Source organism: Desulfobaculum sp. (assembly GCF_054921475.1).
The window spans coordinates 1-17,669 of record NZ_JBUDSW010000041.1 but is presented as its reverse complement, the minus strand read 5'-3'; the positions used below and the strand labels follow the sequence as shown (position 1 = coordinate 17,669).

General features: G+C 57.9%; 32 protein-coding genes and 1 pseudogene. 1 reads left to right on the top strand and 32 read right to left on the bottom strand.

Going from position 1 to position 17,669, the window contains the following annotated elements:
* Nucleotides 1-2: 2 nt before the first annotated feature.
* Nucleotides 3-1,049: a selenide, water dikinase SelD gene (gene selD / locus ACY69P_RS04325; protein ID WP_462326676.1), complete on the bottom strand. Its 1,047-nt coding sequence runs from the start codon at nt 1,047-1,049 to the stop codon at nt 3-5.
* A 66-nt stretch (nt 1,050-1,115) separates the two neighbouring features.
* Nucleotides 1,116-2,039, bottom strand: a complete 924-nt coding sequence (locus tag ACY69P_RS04320) for a selenium metabolism-associated LysR family transcriptional regulator (protein WP_462326675.1) — start codon at nt 2,037-2,039, stop codon at nt 1,116-1,118.
* Between the two features lie 141 nt (nt 2,040-2,180).
* Here ACY69P_RS04320 and ACY69P_RS04315 point away from each other — a divergent pair, with 141 nt between their 5' ends.
* Nucleotides 2,181-2,666 (top strand): hypothetical protein, encoded by a 486-nt coding sequence (locus ACY69P_RS04315; RefSeq protein WP_462326674.1) that lies wholly within the window; start codon nt 2,181-2,183, stop codon nt 2,664-2,666.
* 704 nt (nt 2,667-3,370) lie between these two features.
* Here the strand turns inward: ACY69P_RS04315 and rplQ are convergent.
* From rplQ to ACY69P_RS04165, 30 genes and pseudogenes are all read right to left on the bottom strand, one after another.
* Nucleotides 3,371-3,742 (bottom strand): annotated as a pseudogene (gene rplQ, locus ACY69P_RS04310) (50S ribosomal protein L17); the annotation flags it as partial.
* Entirely contained in the window at nt 3,732-4,775 is a 1,044-nt protein-coding gene (locus ACY69P_RS04305; RefSeq protein WP_459901380.1) for a DNA-directed RNA polymerase subunit alpha, read from the bottom strand. The pseudogene rplQ and the gene ACY69P_RS04305, both read right to left, overlap by 11 nt.
* 11 nt (nt 4,776-4,786) lie before the next feature.
* Nucleotides 4,787-5,413 carry a 30S ribosomal protein S4 gene (gene rpsD, locus ACY69P_RS04300; RefSeq protein ID WP_404843171.1) on the bottom strand — a complete coding sequence of 209 codons (627 nt, stop codon included), beginning with the start codon at nt 5,411-5,413 and terminating at the stop codon, nt 4,787-4,789.
* Between the two features lie 27 nt (nt 5,414-5,440).
* Nucleotides 5,441-5,830: a 30S ribosomal protein S11 gene (rpsK, locus tag ACY69P_RS04295; protein ID WP_404843172.1), complete on the bottom strand. Its 390-nt coding sequence runs from the start codon at nt 5,828-5,830 to the stop codon at nt 5,441-5,443.
* Nucleotides 5,831-5,909: 79 nt separating this feature from the next.
* Complete coding sequence (rpsM, locus tag ACY69P_RS04290; RefSeq protein ID WP_404843173.1) at nt 5,910-6,281, bottom strand: 30S ribosomal protein S13; 372 nt, start codon at nt 6,279-6,281, stop codon at nt 5,910-5,912.
* A 16-nt stretch (nt 6,282-6,297) separates the two neighbouring features.
* Complete coding sequence (gene rpmJ, locus ACY69P_RS04285) at nt 6,298-6,411, bottom strand: 50S ribosomal protein L36 (RefSeq protein ID WP_404843174.1); 114 nt, start codon at nt 6,409-6,411, stop codon at nt 6,298-6,300.
* Nucleotides 6,412-6,494: 83 nt separating this feature from the next.
* A complete protein-coding gene (gene map, locus ACY69P_RS04280) occupies nt 6,495-7,265 on the bottom strand; it encodes a type I methionyl aminopeptidase (protein WP_404843175.1) in 771 nt (256 codons plus the stop codon).
* A 2-nt stretch (nt 7,266-7,267) separates the two neighbouring features.
* Nucleotides 7,268-8,581, bottom strand: coding sequence for a preprotein translocase subunit SecY (gene secY, locus ACY69P_RS04275; protein WP_404843176.1), 1,314 nt, complete (start codon nt 8,579-8,581; stop codon nt 7,268-7,270).
* A 6-nt stretch (nt 8,582-8,587) separates the two neighbouring features.
* Entirely contained in the window at nt 8,588-9,034 is a 447-nt protein-coding gene (gene rplO, locus ACY69P_RS04270; RefSeq protein ID WP_404843177.1) for a 50S ribosomal protein L15, read from the bottom strand.
* The gene (rpmD, locus tag ACY69P_RS04265; protein WP_404843178.1) at nt 9,034-9,210 is read right to left on the bottom strand and encodes a 50S ribosomal protein L30; all 177 of its coding nucleotides are present in this window, start codon (nt 9,208-9,210) and stop codon (nt 9,034-9,036) included. The genes rplO and rpmD overlap by 1 nt, the downstream gene beginning before the upstream one ends.
* 10 nt (nt 9,211-9,220) lie before the next feature.
* Nucleotides 9,221-9,745 carry a 30S ribosomal protein S5 gene (rpsE, locus tag ACY69P_RS04260; protein ID WP_404843179.1) on the bottom strand — a complete coding sequence of 175 codons (525 nt, stop codon included), beginning with the start codon at nt 9,743-9,745 and terminating at the stop codon, nt 9,221-9,223.
* Nucleotides 9,746-9,762: 17 nt separating this feature from the next.
* Nucleotides 9,763-10,125 carry a 50S ribosomal protein L18 gene (gene rplR / locus ACY69P_RS04255; RefSeq protein ID WP_404843180.1) on the bottom strand — a complete coding sequence of 121 codons (363 nt, stop codon included), beginning with the start codon at nt 10,123-10,125 and terminating at the stop codon, nt 9,763-9,765.
* A 14-nt stretch (nt 10,126-10,139) separates the two neighbouring features.
* Entirely contained in the window at nt 10,140-10,673 is a 534-nt protein-coding gene (rplF, locus tag ACY69P_RS04250) for a 50S ribosomal protein L6 (protein WP_404843181.1), read from the bottom strand.
* A 12-nt stretch (nt 10,674-10,685) separates the two neighbouring features.
* Complete coding sequence (gene rpsH / locus ACY69P_RS04245) at nt 10,686-11,069, bottom strand: 30S ribosomal protein S8 (protein WP_404843182.1); 384 nt, start codon at nt 11,067-11,069, stop codon at nt 10,686-10,688.
* 11 nt (nt 11,070-11,080) lie between these two features.
* Nucleotides 11,081-11,266: a type Z 30S ribosomal protein S14 gene (locus ACY69P_RS04240; protein WP_404843183.1), complete on the bottom strand. Its 186-nt coding sequence runs from the start codon at nt 11,264-11,266 to the stop codon at nt 11,081-11,083.
* Between the two features lie 12 nt (nt 11,267-11,278).
* Nucleotides 11,279-11,818 carry a 50S ribosomal protein L5 gene (gene rplE, locus ACY69P_RS04235; protein ID WP_404843184.1) on the bottom strand — a complete coding sequence of 180 codons (540 nt, stop codon included), beginning with the start codon at nt 11,816-11,818 and terminating at the stop codon, nt 11,279-11,281.
* A 10-nt stretch (nt 11,819-11,828) separates the two neighbouring features.
* A complete protein-coding gene (gene rplX, locus ACY69P_RS04230) occupies nt 11,829-12,152 on the bottom strand; it encodes a 50S ribosomal protein L24 (protein ID WP_404843185.1) in 324 nt (107 codons plus the stop codon).
* A gap of 11 nt (nt 12,153-12,163) precedes the next feature.
* Nucleotides 12,164-12,532 (bottom strand): 50S ribosomal protein L14, encoded by a 369-nt coding sequence (gene rplN, locus ACY69P_RS04225; RefSeq protein ID WP_404843186.1) that lies wholly within the window; start codon nt 12,530-12,532, stop codon nt 12,164-12,166.
* 11 nt (nt 12,533-12,543) lie between these two features.
* Nucleotides 12,544-12,807 carry a 30S ribosomal protein S17 gene (rpsQ, locus tag ACY69P_RS04220; protein ID WP_404843187.1) on the bottom strand — a complete coding sequence of 88 codons (264 nt, stop codon included), beginning with the start codon at nt 12,805-12,807 and terminating at the stop codon, nt 12,544-12,546.
* A gap of 3 nt (nt 12,808-12,810) precedes the next feature.
* Nucleotides 12,811-13,005 (bottom strand): 50S ribosomal protein L29, encoded by a 195-nt coding sequence (gene rpmC / locus ACY69P_RS04215; protein ID WP_404843188.1) that lies wholly within the window; start codon nt 13,003-13,005, stop codon nt 12,811-12,813.
* Nucleotides 13,005-13,418, bottom strand: coding sequence for a 50S ribosomal protein L16 (gene rplP, locus ACY69P_RS04210; protein ID WP_404843189.1), 414 nt, complete (start codon nt 13,416-13,418; stop codon nt 13,005-13,007). Before rplP ends, rpmC begins: the two co-directional genes overlap by 1 nt.
* 2 nt (nt 13,419-13,420) lie before the next feature.
* Nucleotides 13,421-14,059 (bottom strand): 30S ribosomal protein S3, encoded by a 639-nt coding sequence (gene rpsC, locus ACY69P_RS04205; RefSeq protein WP_404843190.1) that lies wholly within the window; start codon nt 14,057-14,059, stop codon nt 13,421-13,423.
* Nucleotides 14,060-14,069: 10 nt separating this feature from the next.
* Entirely contained in the window at nt 14,070-14,399 is a 330-nt protein-coding gene (rplV, locus tag ACY69P_RS04200; RefSeq protein ID WP_404843191.1) for a 50S ribosomal protein L22, read from the bottom strand.
* 18 nt (nt 14,400-14,417) lie between these two features.
* On the bottom strand, nt 14,418-14,699 hold the full coding sequence (gene rpsS, locus ACY69P_RS04195; protein WP_404843192.1) for a 30S ribosomal protein S19: 282 nt from the start codon (nt 14,697-14,699) through the stop codon (nt 14,418-14,420).
* 8 nt (nt 14,700-14,707) lie between these two features.
* Complete coding sequence (gene rplB, locus ACY69P_RS04190; RefSeq protein ID WP_404843193.1) at nt 14,708-15,538, bottom strand: 50S ribosomal protein L2; 831 nt, start codon at nt 15,536-15,538, stop codon at nt 14,708-14,710.
* A 2-nt stretch (nt 15,539-15,540) separates the two neighbouring features.
* A complete protein-coding gene (gene rplW, locus ACY69P_RS04185) occupies nt 15,541-15,831 on the bottom strand; it encodes a 50S ribosomal protein L23 (RefSeq protein WP_404843194.1) in 291 nt (96 codons plus the stop codon).
* Nucleotides 15,831-16,451, bottom strand: coding sequence for a 50S ribosomal protein L4 (rplD, locus tag ACY69P_RS04180; protein ID WP_404843195.1), 621 nt, complete (start codon nt 16,449-16,451; stop codon nt 15,831-15,833). The genes rplW and rplD overlap by 1 nt, the downstream gene beginning before the upstream one ends.
* A 13-nt stretch (nt 16,452-16,464) precedes the next feature.
* Nucleotides 16,465-17,094, bottom strand: coding sequence for a 50S ribosomal protein L3 (gene rplC / locus ACY69P_RS04175; RefSeq protein WP_404844102.1), 630 nt, complete (start codon nt 17,092-17,094; stop codon nt 16,465-16,467).
* A gap of 15 nt (nt 17,095-17,109) precedes the next feature.
* Nucleotides 17,110-17,427: a 30S ribosomal protein S10 gene (gene rpsJ / locus ACY69P_RS04170; RefSeq protein ID WP_167942579.1), complete on the bottom strand. Its 318-nt coding sequence runs from the start codon at nt 17,425-17,427 to the stop codon at nt 17,110-17,112.
* A 3-nt stretch (nt 17,428-17,430) separates the two neighbouring features.
* Nucleotides 17,431-17,669, bottom strand: a 239-nt coding sequence (locus ACY69P_RS04165; protein WP_462326673.1) for an EF-Tu C-terminal domain-related protein, incomplete at its 5' end; no start/stop codon positions are given.

Below are 17,669 nucleotides of genomic sequence, written 5' to 3'. Positions count from 1 at the left end.
CTTTATACAATGTTTAAGCTAGCGCCCGCGTCCTCGCGCGGGACAACCCTGCCGATGCACTCGGCCATGTCGCCGCGCTCGCGCAGGAAGGCCTGCACAGCCTCCACGCGCTCCTGCGGCACAGCCAGCACCAGCCCGCCAGATGTCTGCGCATCAAACACAAGGTCCACACACACGGCATCAAGGCCATGGGCAACCGCCACCTGCGAACTGCAAAAGTTCTTGTTGGCAAAGCTGCCGGCGGGCACAAGTCCCATACCCGCAAGGTCCAGTGCGCCATCCATAATGGGCACGTCCGCAAGGGTCAGCTCCACGCCAACCTTGGACGCACGCGCCATCTCCAGCACATGCCCGCCAAGGCCAAAGCCGGTGACATCCGTTGCCCCAAGCAGGCCAAAGGTCTGGATGGCTTCGCCACCCGCCTTGTTCAGACGCCCAGCCCAGCGGCCAAGGCAGGCCTCAAGTTCCGCGCTGTTTTCCCAGCGCCCTTTCACAGCCGTCGCCAGCACGCCCGTGCCGATGGGTTTGGTCAGCAGCAGGCGGTCTCCGGCGCGCAGGCCGCGGTTGGTGGCCATATGGTCCGGATTGATGCATCCGGTCACAGCAAGGCCATATTTGAATTCCTCATCCTCAACGCTATGCCCGCCGGCAAGAACGGCTCCGGCTTCCAGTATAGCATCATATCCACCTTGGAGCGCGTCGCGGAGCATCTCCTTGGGCAGATTCTTCACCGGAAAACAGACAATATTCATCGCCGACCACGGCTCACCGCCCATGGCATAGACGTCCGACAGCGCATTGGCAGCTGCAATGCGTCCGAACAGATACGGATCGTTGACGACTGGCGTTAAGAAATCCACGGTCTGCACCATGGCCTTCCCAGCGGGAAAGCGCAGTACAGCCGCGTCCTCATTATCCCCGGCACCGACCAATAGCCGGTCATCCGGGCGCTGCGTCAACCCCGCCAAAACCTGCTCCAAGTCCCCCGGAGCAATTTTGGCGGCTCAACCCGCAGCGCGTACGGTCTCGACCAGCTTCTTCTCGGCCATGACGTTTCCTCGTCTTGTGTTGGGGTTACAAAAAATCGTGGGGCTCCGCGCCCCCATCCGCGACGCTTACGCGCCCTGACGAACTCCGCCGATGCCCGCGCGGCACCGCTCCCGCAGGTACTCCATAAAGTAGCGCGAGGCCGGGAACAGGTGCCGCCGGTCGTTGTAGGCAAGGTAGAAGCTGCGCTCAATGCGAAGCTCCGGAACCTCTACCTCAACCAGCTCGCCACGCTCCAGCATGCTTCCTGCCGCAAGGCGCGAGGTCACAGACACGCCAAGCCCGGCCTGCACATAGTGCAACACGGACTGCGTGCTCTCCACGGCCACGGCCACCTGCATGCTGCGCAGGTCCACGTCACGCTGCATCAGCGCGCCTTCCAGCGCCCTGCGCGTGCCGGAACCCTGCTCGCGCATCACCCACGGCACCTCCAGCACCTCGGCAAGGCGCACGGTCCGGCCACTCAGGCCAAACCGGCCGGGCGGGGCAATAACGATGAGTTCGTCATCCAGAATGCGCTCAAACCGAACGTCCGGCGCAGGGGCCTTGGCACCCACCATTCCAAGCAGGTACTCCCCTGACGAAATGCCCGCGATGATGTCGCGCGTATCACCCACGCTCAGGTGCAGCCGCACATCCGGGTGCGAGGCGGCAAACCCCGCGAACACCGACGGCAACACAAAATGCGCAGGAATCGTGCTTCCACCCACAGTCAGGTTGCCCGCCACGCGGTCCTGCACCAGCAATATCTCGGTGCGGGCCTGCTCCAAACAGGAAAACACCTGCTGGGCATGCGTGTACAAAATCTCGGCAGCCTGCGTAGGCAGCACAACGCGCCCCATGCGGTCAAACAGCCGAACGCCCAGCTCTTCCTCCAGCGCGGAAACATGCGCCGAAATAGTCGGCTGCGACAGGAAAAGCTCCTGCCCCGCGCGGGAGAAACTGCGGCATTCATAGACCTTTGAAAAGGCTTCTAATCTCCTGATGTCCATGATGGAAATACGTAATACATTTGCCAACGTTTGGAAACTGGGCCGTTTGCCCGCACCGGGCAGAAAAGGGGTTGACCCAACATCGCAGGCAATATAGGGCATGCTATATACATTCACTGAAACAGACCTGCGGGGGAGAGAATGGACCTCATTCACAACGTCCGACATATGGTGGAAACGCATCTTGGCGTCACGCCACATGGTCTGCTGAGCCTCCATGCACGCCTCAGTGTCCCTTGCGCCACCAAAACCGAACACATCGCCGGATGCGACTTCACCGTCCGGTGGGAGAGCGGATGTCTGACCTTTTACGCCGCCATGCCGCCGCTTGAAGGCCACACCATCCCGCGCCCGTCCGTCTGCCCCATGGGCGTGCGCCTTATCCGCACCATCAGCGTAGAGATGCCGGAAGCCATCAACCGTTTTCATGCGGCAAAGCGCTGGCGCTATTTCACCGAACTCACCCTTGCGTGGCCCATGACCACCCAATGCGACGAACCCTTGTGGAACTTCCGCACAGGCGACCAGCACTGCATTATCGGCGCGCAAACAGGGCGCATGGAAATGTGGCGCGGGTTTGACGCCGTAAAGCACGACGCAGGCGCCTCTGGGCTGCCTCTGGGGTAGCCCTTGTGCCGCGCGGACAGCGGGCTTCGCTATCCCGCTCTGCCTCCATGCCGCCAACATTGGTGGGCACCACCGTTTTGAGCGTCGCCCGTGCGGGACACATGGCACCATAACGGACCATTCGGGACATCTCAGTGCAGCCCGCACCTCCGGCCCGCACCGCTGCAAACCCAACCGCACCGCCAGCCCCTACAGGACCAGCCGAACCGGCCGGACCATCCGGAATCTCTCTCACGACAGCAGAGAGAACCCACCGCCCCGCCGGTCACCCGCCATACTCCGCAAAAAAGCGCGTCCCCCACGCGGCCGAAACCACAGGGATACGCGCCCTAAGCGTCCCGCGCCACCGCAGGAAAACACCCACCTCACGACAAACCAAAAAAAACAGGCCCCGAGGGGCCTGTTCTATACGTAAGGTGAAGGGAGAGAGTGAAGAGCTAGTCTTCCTTCTTCTCTTCGTCCTTCTTGGCGGCAGCCTTTTTGGGAGCGGCTTTCTTAGCAGGAGCCTTTTTGGGCTTCTCCTCGTCGGCCTTCTCTTCCTTCTTGGCGGCAGCTTTCTTAGGAGCGGCTTTCTTGGCAGGAGCCTTCTTGGGCTTCTCCTCTTCGGCCTTCTCCTCTTTCTTTTCAGCAGCCTTCTTAGGGGCGGCCTTCTTGGCGGGAGCCTTCTTTGCAGGGGCTTCCTTCTTGGGCGCTTCCTTCTTCTCCTCGACTTCACCAGCGGTGCGGGTGAACTCGATGATTGCCATGGGAGCGCAGTCGCCCGTGCGGGGCTGACCCAGCTTGACTACACGGGTGTAGCCGCCGGGGACACCGACAAAACGGGGGCCAATCTCGTCAAACAGACGCTGGACGAGAGTGTGGTTGCCAAGAACCTTATATGCCTGACGGCGAGCGGGGACGTCGTTCTTACGAGCAAGCGTCACCAGCTTCTCAACAACTCGGCGCAGTTCCTTGGCACGGACTTCCGTGGTACGGATGGACTCGTGCGTGATCATGGCCTTGGCCATGTTGCGGAACATCGCTTTGCGGTGGGACGCAGAGCGGTTGAGTTTCTTTCCGGCTTTTCTATGCCTCATCGCTTTCTTTCCTCTTCAGCCATTCCTGGTAGCGTTCGTCGAAATTCTCAATGGTCATGCCGAATTCAAGTTCCATTTCGGCAAGGACCCTGCGAATCTCATCCAAGGACTTGCGACCAAAGTTCTTGGTCTTGAGCATTTCTCCCTCGGAACGCTGCACAAGCTCGCCGACGAAACGAATGTTTGCGCTCTTGAGGCAGTTGGTAGCACGAACGGAAAGCTCGAGCTCGTCAATGCTCTTAAACAGGTTGGGGTTCAGATCGACACCACCCTGCGATCCAGTCTGCTCCTCATCGGAGGTCTGCTCATCAAAGTTGATGAACACCGACAGCTGGTTCTTGAGAATCTTGGCGCTGTAAGCCACGGCATCCTCAGGGATGACGGAGCCGTCGCACCAGACTTCCAGAATGAGCTTGTCGTAGTTGGTCATCTGACCCACACGAGCCTGCTCAATGCTGTAGGCAACCTTCTTGATGGGGGAGAAGCTGGCGTCGAGGCGGATAAGACCGATTTCGTCGCTCAACCCTTCCTGCATTTCAGCGGGGACGTATCCCTTGCCCATTCTGACTTCGAGCTCAGCCCTGAAGGGGATGTCCTCGGTCAGCGTGGCAATGTGCTGGTCCTTGTTCAGAACGGTGACGTTCTGGTTCTCCGAGATGGCGGCAGCGGTGATCTCGCCCTTCTTGTCGGCGGTGAGGGTGAGGTGCTGCGGCTCCTCGGTGGTCATCATGAACCTGACCTGCTTGAGGTTCAAGACGATGTCCGTAATGTCCTCGAGCACACCCGGCATGGTGGTAAACTCATGCTGAATGCCCTCGATCTTCACCGCTACAACTGCGGCGCCCTGCAACGAAGAAAGCAGAACTCTGCGCAGGGCATTTCCGATGGTCGTACCAAAGCCGCGTTCCAAGGGCTCGCAAATGAACTTGCCATAGCGGTCGTTGCTCTTGGGGTCGCGTACAATCTGCTCTGGTTTGACCAGCTCGGACCAATTCCGGGTGTTGATCAATTTGTCGCCGTCTTGGATGATCATCACTACACCTGTTACTTGGAGTACAATTCGACGATCAGCTGTTCATTGATGGGGAACTGGATGTCCTCGCGGACAGGCATTGCCTTAACAGTGCCCTTCAGAGCAGTTCCATCAACCTCCAGCCAATCAGGGCAACCGCGGCGGGCGATCACTTCCTGGGCTTCCTGGATCACGGGGATCTTATTGCTCTTTTCGCGCACGTTGATCACGTCGCCTTCCTTGACCTGCAAGGAGGGGACATTGACCTTGTGGCCGTTGAGCTGGAAGATGCCGTGGCGGACCAGCTGACGGGCCTGAGTGCGGGAATTCGCAAATCCGAGACGGTACACGACGTTGTCGAGCCTGGTTTCAAGCTGGACGAGCAGGTTGGTACCGGTCACACCCTTTTTCATGTCAGCGCGATGGAAGTAGGAGAGGAACTGCTTCTCCTGCACACCGTAAATACGGCGCACTTTCTGCTTCTCGCGCAGCTGGATGGCGTAGTCGCTGGTCTTCTTGCGTGCGCGACCGTGCTGGCCCGGAACATAGGGGCGGCGCTCGTAAGCGCACTTATCGGTATAGCAACGGTCACCCTTGAGGAACAGCTTCTGCCCCTCTCGGCGGCAAAGGCGACATTTCGCTTCAGTGTATCTTGCCAAAACGTTTCCTCCTAGTGAACAGCCGGGTTAGACCCTGCGGCGTTTAGGCGGACGGCACCCATTGTGTGGAATGGGAGTGATGTCGCGCATGAAGCTGACTTTGAAGCCGGCATTGTTGATGGCGCGCATAGCGGCCTCACGTCCAGAGCCGGGGCCCTTGACGAAGATGCCGACGGTACGCATACCGTGCTCCTGAGCAGTGCGTGCGGCACGCTCAGCAGCAACCTGGGCAGCAAAGGGAGTGCTCTTACGAGAGCCCTTGAACCCGGTGCCACCAGCGGACGCCCAACTGATCACATTACCTTTCATATCAGAGAAGGTGACAATAGTGTTATTGAACGTCGCCTGGATGTGGGCAATGCCCGCAGGTACGTTCTTCTTCTCTTTCTTTTTCCCGGAGCGTCGGGGGTTGGCCATAACCTTTCTCCGTAAATCTGAAGTGTTCAGTTCTGCATCCCCCAAGGAGAATCCCTAGGCGGGGGATGCAAACTGATAACTACTTTTTCTTTCTACCAACCGCAGAACGCTTGGGGCCCTTACGGGTACGAGCGTTCGTATGGGTGCGCTGACCACGGCAAGGGAGACCACGGCGATGGCGCAGGCCGCGGTAGCAGCCAATGTCCATCAGGCGTTTGATGTTGGCGGTCACCTCGCGGCGGAGATCGCCTTCAACTTTAAAGTTGGTCTCGATCTCCTTGCGGATGGTGTTCACCTCATCAGCGGTCAGATCGTCGGTCTTCCTCGTCCAATCGATTCCGGTAGAATCCAGAATCTTCAGGGCTGTGGTGCGACCGATGCCGTAGATGTACGTCAGACCAATGTCCAGACGCTTATTCTTGGGCAAATCAACACCTGCAATTCTAGCCACGATAAATCCCCTTTACCTAGCCCTGGCGCTGCTTGTGCCTGGGGTTTTCGCAGATAACCCGGAGCACGCCCTTACGGCGGATCAACTTGCACTTCGGGCACATCTTTTTAACTGAGGGTCTAACTTTCATGACCTTCTCCCGCTTCTTTCCTTATTGAGCACCCCGGTCCTCGGGACAACCAGGAAACTAAGGTATATATGCAAGCACGAACCTTAATGATCGCTTCTGCTCAATATCTCTGGCCCGTTGTGGGTCAGAGCGATAGTGTGTTCAAAGTGGGCAGAGAGTTTACGATCTTTTGTCACTGCTGTCCACTTGTCTTCCAGGACCTCGACATCTGGCGATCCTAAACAGACCATCGGCTCCACCGCTATGACCATTCCGGCCTTAATCGGCGGCCCCGTCGCGCCCCGAGGGACGAAGTTGGGGACCTCCGGCTTTTCGTGAAGATTCCGGCCTATACCGTGCCCGACAAACCTCTTTACCACAGAATACCCGTTAAGCTCCACAAATTCTTGGATTGCTTTGGATACGTCGTAAAGGCGGTTACCGACCACGGCGCGCTCAATGCCACGCATGAGGGACTCACGCGTGACATCAATGAGGCGCTGCGTTTCCTCGGGGATGGCTCCCACCGCGAAGGTGCGGGCCGAATCGCCGTAGAATCCGTCATAAATGACGCCCATGTCAAAGCTGACGATATCGCCCTCTTCCAGCACCCGGTCAGACGGGAACCCATGGACAACCTGTTCATTGACGGAACAGCACAGTGCGTAGGGAAAGCCGCCGTAGCCCTGGAAAGCGGGCGTGACGTCGAACTTCCTGCACATTTCCTGAGCGATGTTTTCAAACCGCATGGTCGGAACACCCGGCCGCACGGCTTCGCCCATTTCATCAAGTATCACGGAGACGATGCGGTTCGCCTTCCTCAGGAGGGCGATCTCCGCATCGTTCTTCAAAAAGATTCCGCGAAACTTTTTCAATGCTATCGCCGTCCCTTGGCCTTCGTCTTGCCCATCAAACCTTCATACTGACGGTTGATGAGGTGCGACTCGATCTGGGACATGAAGTCCATAGCCACGCCGACGACGATAAGCAGGCTGGTGCCGCCAAAGTAGAACGGCACATGCATCTGGCTAATCAGAAGCATCGGCAGCACACAGACTGCAGCGATATACAGAGCGCCCCACAGCGTGATCCGGGACAGAACCCTATCGATGTACTCGTGGGTCTTGGCACCGGGGCGAATGCCGGGGATGAAGCCGCCCTGCTTGCGGATGTTGTCCGCAATGTCCTTCGGGTCAAAGATAATGGCTGTGTAAAAGAAACAGAAGAAGAAGATCATTCCGATAAACAGCACATTATACAACACCGAAGCAGGTGTGAACCAGGCGGAAATCTCCTGAAGCCACTCCACCCGGGAGAAGTTCGCCAGCGTTGCCGGGAACATCAGGATGGAAGAGGCAAAAATGGGAGGAATAACGCCTGCGGTATTGATTCGCAGAGGCAGATGGGTGGTCTGACCACCGTACATCCGCCGACCCATCATGCGCTTGGCATATTGGATGGGGATGCGCCTCTGCGCACGTTCCATGTACACGATGAGCGCCAGCACACCGGCCATGAGCGCCAGTACCAGCAGCAGCACGAACAGGGACATCTCGTTCGTGGTCATCAGTCGCCATGTGTTGGCAATGGCGCCAGGTAGCCCAGCGACAATACCGGCGAAGATGATGAGCGAGATGCCGTTTCCGAGTCCCCGTTCCGTGATTTGCTCGCCGATCCACATGATCAGCACGGTACCGGCAGTAAGGGTAATAATGGTCACAAGACGGAAGCTCCAGCCTGCGTCGAGGACCACGGGAGCGCCGGTGGGGCTGGTCATGCTCTCCAAACCGATTGCGATGCCCAGGCCCTGTACGATGGTGATGAGCACCGTCCCGTAACGGGTGTACTGGGTAATCTTTTTGCGTCCGGCCTGCCCCTCTTCCTTCGACAATCGCTTCAGCTCGGGGCTGACCACGGTCAGCAGCTGAATGATAATCGAAGCGGAGATGTAGGGCATGATCCCAAGAGCAAAGATGGAGAGATTTCTCAAACCACCGCCCGAGAACATGTTGAACAAACCGAACAAGGTGTTCTGAACGCTATCGAAGAAGTCCTGCAGCGCGACAGTGTCGACGCCCGGAGTCGGCACGTGAATGCCGATCCGGTAAACCGCCAACAGCAGGAACGTCCACAGGAGCTTCTTCTTCAACTCCGGTAACTTGGTGAGATTCTCAACCCCAGTAAGCGCCACGTCTATTTACCCTTCCAGAGCCTTGGCGGTGCCGCCAGCGGCGGTAATCTTTTCCTGAGCGGACTTGCTGAACCGATGTGCCTCAACCGTCACAGCGGCCTTGGCCTCTCCGTTGCCGAGGATCTTGACCAGGCTACCAGCCTTGACCAGACCACGGGCATAGATGTCGTCGAGGGTGATCTCGGACTTGCCTTCGAACATAGCGAAGAGACGGTCCAGGTTCACAGCCTCGTAGGACTCACGGAAACGGTTCTTGAAACCACGCTTAGGCAGACGACGGGCGAGGGGCATCTGGCCACCTTCGAACCAAGCGGGGACACCACCACCAGAGCGGGCATTCTGCCCTTTATGGCCCTTGGCGGATGTCTTACCCCAGCCGGAGCCTGCGCCCCTGCCGACCCGCTTTCTGTTCTTGCGCTCTTCATCGAAGGGGTACAATTCGTGAAGTCTCATTATTCAACTACCTCAACAAGATGGTGCACAGCCTTGATCTGGCCAAGGGTGCTATCGTTCTTGGGAAGCTCGTTCACCTGGCGGATCTTGCGCAGGCCCAGGGCAGCGACGGTCTTGCGCTGCTTGGGAGTGCAGCCGATCAAGCTCCGAACGAGTCTGACTTTGATCTTATCCATGTCGCTCCCTCTACTTCCTCGGGGTGCTGACTTCCTTACCACGCAGTGCGGAGACATTCTTCGCGCTGCGCAGAGAGGTCAGCCCCTCGACGGTAGCCTTAAGCACGTTATGCGGGTTGTTGGTACCGATGGCCTTAGTCAGGATATCGTGAACACCCACAGCCTCCATGACGGCACGCACCGGGCCGCCGGCGATGATGCCGGTACCCTTGGATGCGGGCTTCATGACAACACGGGCGGCGCCGAAGCGACCGAGGGTCTCGTAAGGAAGCGTGCCGTCCACAAGGGCGACGGGCTTCATGGTCTTACGAGCCTTCTCGGTGGCCTTGCGGATAGCCTCTGGGACTTCCACTGCCTTACCGAGACCGTAGCCGACAGAACCCTTGCCGTCACCAACTACAACGAGTGCGCTGAAGTTGAAGCGGCGGCCGCCCTTGACAACCTTGGCCACCCTATTGAGGTAGACAAGCTTCTCAATGTGGCCGAGTTCTTCCTGCTGCTCCCTACGGGAGTCTCTGCGAGGGCCTTTTTCCATTGTTACCTTCCGCAGTCTTAGAATTTAAGCCCGGCCTCTCGGGCGCCGTCGGCCAGAGCCTTGACCTTGCCGTGGTAGATATAGCCACCACGGTCAAAGACCACGCTCTCGATATTGTTTTCCTTAGCCAGCTTTGCGATCTCCTGGCCAACCCGTGCAGCGCCTTCTTTATTGCACTTCAGGGTCTCGCCGTCCTTCTTGTTCAGAGCAAGAGTGGAGGCAGAGGCCAGAGTGACGCCCGCGACATCGTCGACGAGCTGCGCGTAGATATGCAAGTTGGAGCGGAAAACGCAGAGCCTGGGACGATCCGGAGTGCCGCTAACTTTCTTGCGGATGCGGATCTTGCGGCGGGCGCGTGCCTGCTCTTTGGTCATTTTCATCGTATCACCCTACTCTATTTGGCGGACTTACCGGCCTTACGGCGGATGACCTCGTCAACGTACTTGATGCCCTTGCCCTTGTACGGCTCCGGCTTACGGACGCGGCGGATCTGTGCAGCGACTTCGCCCACAGCCTGCTTGTCGCAGCCGGAGATAGTCAGCTTGGTTCCCTCGGCCTTCGCTTCGATGCCCGCGGGCAGATCGAACTCGACCGGGTGGGAGTAACCAACGTTCAGGACAACTTTCTTGCCCTGAACATTGACCCTGTAGCCAACGCCAACCACTTCGAGCGTCTTTTCGAAGCCCTTAGTGACACCCTCGACCATGTTGGCCAAGAGGGAGCGGCGAAGGCCATGCTGGGCACGGGCAAGGCCAGAGTCGTCGACACGAGTGACGACCAGCTCCGAGCCTTCCTGCTTGACCTCAATCTTATGATGCAGCGGCGTGGAGAGGGAGCCCTTGGGGCCCTTCACATCAACCTGGCTTTTGCCGACCGTGATTTCCACCCCGGAAGGGACGGCGATAGGCCTTTTACCGATTCTGGACATGTTCCTTCCTCACTACCAAATTTCGAACAGCAGTTCGCCGCCGACGTTCTTTTCCTGTGCCACAGTGCCTTCCATCACACCGTGAGAGGTAGACAGAACGCAGATTCCGAGGCCGTTCTGAACACGGGGAATCTCGGAAGAGGCAACATAGACTCTACGGCTCGGCTTGCTGATGCGCTTCATACCAGCGATCAGGGCCTGGCCGTCAGCGTATTTGAGGGTCAGACGGATGTCACGCTCCTCAACGCTGTAGTCGGTGATATATCCTTCGTCCTTCATGATGGCCGCGATGGACTCCTTCATGTTGGACTTGGGGATGAGGACCTCCTGGTGCAACGCCTGGTAGGCGTTGCGCACACGGGTCAGCATATCCGCAATGGGATCAATAACAGACATCGTGTTACTCCTTACCAGCTGGACTTACGGACCCCGGGCAGTTCGCCGGCAAGTGCTTTGTTACGGAAGCAGATACGGCAGATGCCGAACTTCCGCATAAAAGCGCGGGGACGTCCGCAGATGGGGCAGCGGTTGTAGGCGCGGGCCGAGAACTTGGGCTTCTGGCCAGCCTTATTCATGAGAGCTTTACGAGACACTTCGCTCCTCCATTACTTCTTGAAAGGCATGCCCAGCATCTGCAGCAGGACTTTGCCTTCCTTGTCAGTGCCGGCGCTGGTCACGACGGTCACGTTCATGCCCTTCACACGCTCAACCTTGTCAACTTCCAGCTCGGGGAAGATCGTGTGATCTTTGATACCGAGGGTAAAGTTGCCACGGCCGTCAAAACCGCGGTCCGGGATACCCCGGAAGTCGCGGACACGAGGCAGAGCGAAGTTGACCAGCTTGTCGAAGAAGTCCCACATGCGATCGCCACGAAGGGTCACGCGGCAGCCGATGGCCATACCCTCGCGCAGCTTGAAGGCCGCAATGGACTTCTTGGCGCGGGTGGGGACGGCACGCTGGCCGGCAATGCGGCTCAGCTCTTCAACGGCATCCTCAATGAGCTTATTGTTCTGGCTGGCTTCGCCCAGTCCGATGTTCAGGCTCACGCTCTTCAGCTCGGGGAGCTGCATGGGCGACTTGTACCCGAACTCTTTCTGCAGGGCGGGAGCAACCTTCTCATTGTATACTTTCTCAAGACGAGTCATGGATGCTCCCCTAGTCGATGATTTCGTTACATTTTTTGCAGAAGCGGACTTTCTTTCCGTCTGCAGTCACCTTGTACCCGATGCGGGTCGGCTTGGTGCATGCATCGCAAATCACGGCCACGTTGGAAATTGCAACGGGCGCTTCCTTTTCGATGATGCCACCGGCCTGCTGGGTGTAAGGGTTGGCCTTGGTATGGCGCTTGATCATGTTCACTTTCTCGACAAGAACCTTGTCTTTCTTGCGCATGATCTTGAGCACCTTACCGACCTTGCCCTTATCCTTACCGGCGATGACCATGACTTTGTCATCTTTGCGGATCTTGAACTTTTTCATGGGGCAAACCTCTAGAGCACTTCGGGCGCCAGGGAGACGATCTTCATAAAGTTCTTCTGACGCAGCTCACGTGCCACGGGGCCGAAAATACGGGTCCCGACAGGCTCATTCTGCTTGTTCAGCAGAACGGCGGAGTTGTTGTCGAACTTAATGTAGGTTCCGTCCGGACGACCAACTTCTTTTTTGGTTCGAACGACGACCGCCTGCATGACATCACCCTTCTTCACCTTGGAGTGGGGCATGGCTTCCTTAACGGAAACCATAATGATGTCGCCAACGGATGCATAACGACGACGGCTGCCGCCGAGCACCTTGATGCAGGACACCTTCTTGGCGCCGGAGTTATCCGCAACGTCGAGCTTGGATTCGACCTGAATCATCTTGTAAGCTCCTAGACGGCTTTTTCAACGATGTTGACGAGATGCCACCGCTTACGAGCGCTCAGTGCGCGATGCTCGACGATCTGCACCTTATCCCCAACTTTGCAATCGTTGTTGGGATCGTGTGCCATGAGCTTGTTGCGGCGACGGATATACTTCTTCAGCAGAGGATGCTTTACCAGGGTCTCCGCACGAACGACAATGGTCTTGTCGTTCTTGTCGGAGACAACGATGCCGGTCAGCATACGCTTGTTGGAATTCTTCACTTCAGACATTGCTTACGCTCCAGTTTCCTTTTCGCGAAGGATGGTGAGAATACGCGCGATGGCCTTCTTCACCTCGGGAATACGCTGGGTATTCTCCAGCTGGGCCGTGGCATGCTGAAAACGAAGGTTGAACAGCTCCTGCCGAAACTCGCCGAGTTTCTCATTGAGCTCGGAAACGGACAGTTCCCGGAGTTCTTTGGCAGTCATTACAGGCCCTCCCTGACAACAATGGCGGTCTTGATGGGCAGCTTATGCGATGCCCTGACCAGGGCTTCCTTGGCCAGAGCCAAGTCAACACCCTTGATTTCGTACATGATCCTGCCAGGCTTGACGGGAGCGTACCAGCCGGAAGGAGCACCTTTACCTTTACCCTGACGCACTTCGGCAGGCTTGGAGGTAAGGACCTGGTCCGGGAAAATACGGATAAAGACCTTACCGCCACGCTTGATGTGACGCATCATGGCCACACGAGCGGATTCAATCTGCTGGTTGGTGAGCTTGCCGTGCTCCAGCGCCTTCAGGCCGATTTCACCGAAAGCAACAGTGTTGCCGCGGGTGGCTTTGCCACGCAGACGGCCCTTCTGGCGCTTACGGAATTTAGTCTTTCTCGGAGAAAGCATGACTATTCACCTTCCTGATCCAGAATTTCACCCTTGAAGATCCAGACCTTCACGCCGATGACACCATAGGTGGTGTGGGCTTCGGCAAAGCCGTAGTCCAGATCGGCGCGCAGGGTGTGCAGAGGCACACGGCCTTCGCGGTACCACTCAGTGCGAGCGATCTCAGCACCGGCCAGGCGGCCAGCGCAGTTGATCTTGATGCCCTCTGCGCCAAACTTGCGAGCCATGCTCACAGTGCGCTTCATAGCGCGGCGGAAGGCAACTCGACGCTCAAGCTGGAGAGCGATGTTCTCTGCAACAAGCTGGGCATCCGTCTCGGGACGGCGCACTTCGTTCACCTCAATGGCGAAGTCGCGACCGAACTTATGACGCAGCTCACCGCGCAGCTTCTCGATCTCTACGCCCTTACGTCCAATAACGATACCGGGACGAGCGGTGAAGACGAGCAGGCGGACCTTGCCGCCAGCGCGCTCGATCTCCAGGCGGGAAATACCGGCGTGATAGAGTTTTTTCTTAACGAACTTACGGATCTGGTCGTCTTCGAAAACGTTGTCCGCGTAGTTCTTGTTCGCGAACCAGCGGGACAACCAATTCTTATTGTAGCCCAACCGGAATCCGTAGGGATGTACTTTCTGACCCACTTCTGCCTCCTTAGGCCTCGGCCACAACCACAGTGATGTGGCTGGTGCGCTTCAGGATTCGGTTCGCGCGCCCCATGGCTCGGGGCATGATCCTCTTGAGGGTCGGACCCTCATTGACGATCACCTGCTTCACAACCAGGTTATCGACTTCCACCCCGGTCTGCTCAGCATTGGCAACAGCAGAGTGAAGGACCCTATTGATCAGCTTCGCGGCCTTCTTGGGCGTAAAAGTCAGAATATTGATTGCGTCCTCCACGGAGCGGCCCTCAACGTTGCGAGCAACGAGACGAGCCTTCTGTGCGGAGATACGCGTATGCTTGGCAACAGCTCTGGTTTCCATCGAAGTCACCTTAACCCTTTATCGTTTGGCCTTGCTTTTCTTGTCCGCAGCATGACCGAAGTACGTCCTGGTCGGGGCGAACTCGCCGAGCTTGTGCCCGACCATGTTTTCGCTCACGAACACGGGGATGAACTTGCGGCCATTATGAACGGCAAAAGTCAGACCAACCATTTCGGGGAAGATCGTGGAGCGACGCGACCAGGTCTTGATAACGCGACGGTCGCCCGTCTCGCCTGCCTGAACAACCTTCTTCATCAGGTGGTCATCAATGAAAGGACCCTTTTTCAGCGACCTAGGCATGACAACTCCTATTTCTCACCGCGGCGCTTAATAATGAGCCGGGAAGAGGATTTCTTCTTGTTACGAGTCTTGTAACCCTTGGTCGGCTTACCCCAGGGGGTAACGGGATGACGACCACCGGAGCTACGACCCTCACCACCACCGAGGGGGTGGTCAACGGGGTTCATTGCAACGCCACGGACTTCGGGGCGACGGCCCTGCCAGCGAGAGCGACCAGCCTTACCGACGGTCACGGACTCGTGGTGGACGTTGCCAACCTGGCCGATGGTGGCGCAGCAGGTAGCCAGCACGTTGCGGACTTCGCCGGAGGGCATACGCAGCAGGGCGTACTTGCCTTCCTTAGCAACGAGCTGGGCATACGTACCGGCGGCGCGGCAAAAACGGCCGCCCACGCCGGGCTGCAGCTCAATGTTGTGAACCGTGGTACCAACAGGGATACGGAACAGGGGCAGAGCGTTGCCGGCCTTGATGTCGGCATTCTCGCCAGCCTGCACGGTGTCGCCAACCTTGATGCCCACAGGGGCCAGGATGTAGCGCTTGTCGCCGTCAGCATAATGCAGGAGGGCAATGCGCGCGCTACGGTTGGGGTCGTACTCAATGGTAGCGACCTTGGCCGGCACGTCGACCTTGTTCCGCTTGAAGTCAATCACGCGGTACAAACGCTTGTGCCCGCCACCGCGGCGCCTGGAGGTGACGCGACCAAAGTGGTTGCGTCCGCTCTTCTTGGTCAGGCCCTTGGTCAGGGATTTCTCAGGCGTCGTGCTGGTGATCTCCTCGAAGGTGGAGATCGTCTGGAAGCGGCGACCCGGAGAAGTGGGTTTCAATTTGCGCACTGCCATGCCTAGACTCCTTCGAACAGTTCGATCTTATGGCCTTCGGCCAAGGTGACGTAGGCCTTCTTGTGGCCGGATTCCGTCCCGACGCGACGGCCGAAGCGGCTGCGGACACGGGGACGGCGACGAACAACGTTCACGCCAGTAACCTTCACATCGAATGCCTTCTCAACCGCTTTGGCGATCTCAATCTTGTTGGCCTCGGGGTGCACGTAGAAGACAACCTGGTTGCCTGCTTCGTGCATTTCGGCGGCCTTCTCAGAGATGAGCGGCTTGATGATAACCTTCGTGTAATCCATTACTTCAACCTCTCTTCGACGGCCTTAGCGGCATCTTCCAGCATGATGAGCTGGTTGTGCCTGAGCACGTCGTAGACATTGAGCTGGGCTTGCGGAAGGATGGTGATACCGGGAATGTTGCGTGCGGAGAGACCCAGAACCTTATCGTCGCCATTGGTAACAATCAAGGCCTTTTTGAGGCCCAGGTTCTTGAGAATCTGTGCGAATTCCTTGGTCTTCACTTCCTTCAATTCGAAGCCCTTAAGCACCGTCATGCTCTCCTCAGCAACCCTGGCGGACAGGGCCATACGCAGAGCGAGACGGCGAACCTTCTTGTTCACCTTGAACTCGTAGCTGCGGGGCTGAGGGCCGAACGTGGTGCCACCACCCTTCCAGATGGGGCTGCGCAGGGAGCCGGCGCGTGCGCGACCGGTGCCCTTCTGGCGCCAAGGCTTCGCACCGCCGCCGCGAGACAGGGCGCGGTTTTTCACCATATGGGTGCCAGCGCGCTGCTGCGCACGCTGTGCACGAACAACAAGGTTCAAGATTTCGGGCTTGACCGGAACCTCGAAGACCTCGGAAGCGAGGGTCAGCTCGCCTACTTCCTTCTTTTCCTGGTCGTATATCTTCAAAACAGCCATGATATCATCCTCATTACTGCTTGCGGACCATCACAAGGCCGTTCTTAGGACCGGGAACCTGACCTTTGAGGATGAGCAGGTTGTCCTCGGGGCGGACATCGAGCACTTCGACATTAGTACAGGTGACTTTCCTGTTGCCCATCTGGCCGGCCATCTTCTTGCCCTTGAAAACCCTACCGGGCCAAGCGCACTGACCAATGCCACCGGGGGAACGGTGTACCTTTTCCACGCCGTGAGTTGCGGCAAGGCCACGGAAGTTCCACCGTTTCATGGGGCCCTGGAAGCCCTTACCTTTGGAGGTGCCGGAGATCTTAACTTTCTCTCCGGGCTCAAACATGCTGACGGTCAGGTCCTGGCCGAGCTCGTAGCCTTCAATGGAGTCCACGCGGACTTCCTTGAGGTGACGGTAGCAGCCACGGTTTGCCTTGGCCATGTGGCCCTTGGTGGGCTTATTGGCCTTCTTCTCGTCAACTTCTTCAAAACCGATCTGAAGAGCGGCGTATCTATCGGTCGCATCGTCCTTCGTCTGAAGGATGGGGCACGGCCCGGCGGCAACGACGGTGACGGGGATAGCAGTGCCGTCGTCACCGAAGATGCGGGTCATGCCCAGCTTGCGTCCCATGATGCCAAGCGTCTTAGCCATCATGATATCCTCTTTCTAGAGTTTGATTTCTACGTCCACGCCGGCGGGGAGGCTGAGCTTACCCAGCGCGTCCACGGTCTGCTGCGTGGGCTCGAGAATGTCGAGAAGGCGCTTGTGCACGCGCATCTCGAACTGCTCCCTGGACTTCTTATCCACGTGCACCGACTTCTGAATGGTGTACTTGTGGATATTGGTCGGAAGGGGAATGGGGCCCGCGATGCTGGCGCCGGTATTCCGGGCCGTGTCGACGATCTCGGCTACGGCTTTGTCCAGAATCCTGTAGTCGTACGCTTTCAGCTTGATTCTGATGCGATCGCTCTGCATGGAAACCATGACTTACTCCTCGATTTCGGAAACAACGCCAGCGCCGACAGTGCGGCCGCCCTCACGGATGGCGAAGCGAAGGCCCTTCTCCATAGCGATGGGCGCGATAAGCTCAACACCGAAGGTTGCGTTGTCACCGGGCATGACCATCTCGACACCGTCGGCAAGGGTAACCACGCCGGTGATGTCAGTGGTGCGGAAGTAGAACTGAGGACGGTAGCCGGAGAAGAACGGAGTGTGGCGGCCACCTT

What these genes read in the sequence shown, in the direction of transcription:
- ACY69P_RS04320 (WP_462326675.1), bottom strand. Translation starts at nt 2,039, where the DNA reads ATGGACATCAGGAGATTAGAAGCCTTTTCAAAGGTCTATGAATGCCGC.
- ACY69P_RS04315 (WP_462326674.1), top strand. Translation starts at nt 2,181, where the DNA reads ATGGACCTCATTCACAACGTCCGACATATGGTGGAAACGCATCTTGGC.
- ACY69P_RS04305 (WP_459901380.1), bottom strand. Translation starts at nt 4,775, where the DNA reads ATGATCATCCAAGACGGCGACAAATTGATCAACACCCGGAATTGGTCC.
- rpsK (WP_404843172.1), bottom strand. Translation starts at nt 5,830, where the DNA reads ATGGCCAACCCCCGACGCTCCGGGAAAAAGAAAGAGAAGAAGAACGTA.
- rpmJ (WP_404843174.1), bottom strand. Translation starts at nt 6,411, where the DNA reads ATGAAAGTTAGACCCTCAGTTAAAAAGATGTGCCCGAAGTGCAAGTTG.
- rplO (WP_404843177.1), bottom strand. Translation starts at nt 9,034, where the DNA reads ATGAGACTTCACGAATTGTACCCCTTCGATGAAGAGCGCAAGAACAGA.
- rpmD (WP_404843178.1), bottom strand. Translation starts at nt 9,210, where the DNA reads ATGGATAAGATCAAAGTCAGACTCGTTCGGAGCTTGATCGGCTGCACT.
- rpsE (WP_404843179.1), bottom strand. Translation starts at nt 9,745, where the DNA reads ATGGAAAAAGGCCCTCGCAGAGACTCCCGTAGGGAGCAGCAGGAAGAA.
- rplR (WP_404843180.1), bottom strand. Translation starts at nt 10,125, where the DNA reads ATGAAAATGACCAAAGAGCAGGCACGCGCCCGCCGCAAGATCCGCATC.
- rplF (WP_404843181.1), bottom strand. Translation starts at nt 10,673, where the DNA reads ATGTCCAGAATCGGTAAAAGGCCTATCGCCGTCCCTTCCGGGGTGGAA.
- rpsH (WP_404843182.1), bottom strand. Translation starts at nt 11,069, where the DNA reads ATGTCTGTTATTGATCCCATTGCGGATATGCTGACCCGTGTGCGCAAC.
- rplE (WP_404843184.1), bottom strand. Translation starts at nt 11,818, where the DNA reads ATGACTCGTCTTGAGAAAGTATACAATGAGAAGGTTGCTCCCGCCCTG.
- rplX (WP_404843185.1), bottom strand. Translation starts at nt 12,152, where the DNA reads ATGAAAAAGTTCAAGATCCGCAAAGATGACAAAGTCATGGTCATCGCC.
- rplN (WP_404843186.1), bottom strand. Translation starts at nt 12,532, where the DNA reads ATGATTCAGGTCGAATCCAAGCTCGACGTTGCGGATAACTCCGGCGCC.
- rpsQ (WP_404843187.1), bottom strand. Translation starts at nt 12,807, where the DNA reads ATGTCTGAAGTGAAGAATTCCAACAAGCGTATGCTGACCGGCATCGTT.
- rpmC (WP_404843188.1), bottom strand. Translation starts at nt 13,005, where the DNA reads ATGACTGCCAAAGAACTCCGGGAACTGTCCGTTTCCGAGCTCAATGAG.
- rplP (WP_404843189.1), bottom strand. Translation starts at nt 13,418, where the DNA reads ATGCTTTCTCCGAGAAAGACTAAATTCCGTAAGCGCCAGAAGGGCCGT.
- rplV (WP_404843191.1), bottom strand. Translation starts at nt 14,399, where the DNA reads ATGGAAACCAGAGCTGTTGCCAAGCATACGCGTATCTCCGCACAGAAG.
- rpsS (WP_404843192.1), bottom strand. Translation starts at nt 14,699, where the DNA reads ATGCCTAGGTCGCTGAAAAAGGGTCCTTTCATTGATGACCACCTGATG.
- rplB (WP_404843193.1), bottom strand. Translation starts at nt 15,538, where the DNA reads ATGGCAGTGCGCAAATTGAAACCCACTTCTCCGGGTCGCCGCTTCCAG.
- rplW (WP_404843194.1), bottom strand. Translation starts at nt 15,831, where the DNA reads ATGGATTACACGAAGGTTATCATCAAGCCGCTCATCTCTGAGAAGGCC.
- rplD (WP_404843195.1), bottom strand. Translation starts at nt 16,451, where the DNA reads ATGGCTGTTTTGAAGATATACGACCAGGAAAAGAAGGAAGTAGGCGAG.
- rplC (WP_404844102.1), bottom strand. Translation starts at nt 17,094, where the DNA reads ATGGCTAAGACGCTTGGCATCATGGGACGCAAGCTGGGCATGACCCGC.
- rpsJ (WP_167942579.1), bottom strand. Translation starts at nt 17,427, where the DNA reads ATGGTTTCCATGCAGAGCGATCGCATCAGAATCAAGCTGAAAGCGTAC.